2 protein-coding genes are annotated in these 2,084 nt (G+C 66.7%); both read right to left on the bottom strand.

The genetic code is table 11. From position 1 onward, the window contains the following. Nucleotides 1-1,080 (bottom strand): IS91 family transposase (locus KAK06_RS23960; protein ID WP_210804696.1); only part of this gene is annotated, 1,080 nt, incomplete at its 3' end. Between the two features lie 10 nt (nucleotides 1,081-1,090). Further along, nucleotides 1,091-1,966 (bottom strand): tyrosine-type recombinase/integrase, encoded by an 876-nt coding sequence (locus KAK06_RS23955; RefSeq protein WP_210804695.1) that lies wholly within the window; start codon nucleotides 1,964-1,966, stop codon nucleotides 1,091-1,093. Nucleotides 1,967-2,084: the final 118 nt, after the last annotated feature.

Here is a 2,084-nt window from a genome sequence, read left to right as displayed (position 1 = left end):
TGGCGTAGCCAGCGCCACGGCATCTTGCGCTGCAGGCTTGGGCTCTACTTGTAGCGCCTGGCGCACCTTGGCCAGGTCGGCTCGGCGGCTGCCATTGGCCAGAAGTCCGTAGTGCCGGATGCGGTGGAAGCCACCGGGCAGCACGTGCAGCAGGAAGCGGCGCATGAACTCCTGCGGCGACAGCGTCATGGTCTTGTAGCGCGTGCGGCCCTTGGCCCGGTAGTCCTTCCAGCGCAAGTGCACGCCGTGGTCATCCATGGCCACGAGTCGGCGGTTGGAGATTGCCACCCGGTGGGTGTAGCGCGAGAGGTAGGCCAGCACCGCCTGCGGCCCGGCGAAGGGCCGCTTGGCATAGACCACCCACTCGATGCGGCGCAGCGGCGCCAGCCAAGCGCGGAACTCGGCGGCGTCGACCAATCTGGCGTGTTCACCGAAGAACTTCAACCGGCCAGCCTGATGCAGCCGCAGCAACTCCTCCAGGAAGCGACGCCGGAACAGCCGAGACAGCACCCTCACCGGCAGGAAGAACCCCGGCCGGCAGGCCAGCCATGTCGTGCCATCCGGCGCGAGCCCGCCTCCCGGGACGATGCCATGCACATGCGGGTGGTGCGTCAACGCCGAACCCCAGGTGTGCAGCACCAGCGTGGCGCCGATCCTGGCGCCCAGGTGTTTGGGATCCATGGCGATGGTCTGCAACACCTCGGCGGCCATGTCGAACAGCAGCCCGTAGACGGCGGCCTTGTTCGTGTAGGCGATGTCGGCGATGGGTGCTGGCAGCGTGAAGACTACGTGGTAGTACTCCACCGGCAGCAGGTCAGCCTGCCGGGCATCGAGCCAGCGCTGCGCAGCTGAGCTCTGGCACTTCGGGCAGTGCCGATTGCGGCAGGAGTTGTACGAGACCTGCTCGGTGCCGCAGCCCTCGCAGCGCAATACATGGCCGCCCAGTGCCGCGGTGCGGCATTGGGTGATGGCCGACATGACCTTGAGCTGCGCCAGGCTCAGGTGGCCGCGTTGCGCCTCGCGCCAGGCTGGGCCGTGCTCTCGGAAGATGTCGGCGACCTCCAGACAAGGCCGCTGCACTGCCGCCGTCTCAGGCGGGCGGCGTCTGCTCCAGCGGGCCGAGCACCTCGCGCAGCAAGTCGGTGGCTACGTGGGCGTAGATCGATGTGGTCTCCAGGCGCTTGTGGCCAAGCAGTACCTGGATCACGCGGATGTCGACCTTGCGCTCCAGCAAGTGGGTGGCGAACGAATGGCGCAGCGTGTGTGTCGTCACGCGCTTGGTGATGCCGGCGGCCGCTGTAGCGTCGTGCACCGCACGGTTGAGCTGGCGGATCGTCAGCGGATCCATTGGGTCCAGACCAGGGAAGAGCCAGCCGCCGGGCAGCATCTTGCCCTGAGCACGGCCCACTCGCCACCAACTGCGCAGCCGTGCCAGCACCACCGGGCTGAGCATGGCGTAGCGATCCTTGGCGCCCTTGCCCTGCTCGACGCGCAGTGCCATGCGCTGGCTGTCCACGTCACCGACCTTGAGTCGACACACCTCGCTGGCGCGCAGGCCAGCGCCGTAAGCCACCGACAGCGCCGCCTGATGCTTGATGTTGCGAGTGGCTGCCAACAGCGCTGCGGCCTCCTGCACGCTGAGCACTGCCGGCACCGTGCGCGGCAGCTTCACTGGCTGCATGCGCACCATCAGCTCGCTGCGCCCCAGCGTCGTGTCGAAGAAAAACTTCAAGCCCGTCAGCGTCGCGTTGAGCGTGATGGGCGAGGTGCCGGTGTCGACAAGATGCAGCTGGAAATTGCGCAGATCTTCGACCGTGGCCGTGTCGGGCGAGCGCTTAAGGAACGCACTCAGCTTGCGCACGGCACGGATGTAGGCTTCCTGGGTCCTGGGTTCCAGCTTGCGCATGCGCATGTCTTCGAGCATGCGTTGACGCAGCGGCGAGACCGCCGGGTTGGTGGTGTCCATGGTTGCAGCTCCGTTGATCAACGAGGCCAATCGCCTCGCTATTCAACTTCGCACAACCCAATGCCGCGACCACCGTCTCAACGCATCGAGGTCGCCTACCGCGAGAGCGGTTTAGTCC

The organism is Ideonella aquatica (assembly GCF_018069755.1).
Classification (GTDB): Bacteria; Pseudomonadota; Gammaproteobacteria; order Burkholderiales; family Burkholderiaceae_C; genus Ideonella; species Ideonella aquatica.
Note: the sequence above shows the minus strand (reverse complement) of the source record. Positions and strands in the feature narration are given on the sequence as shown.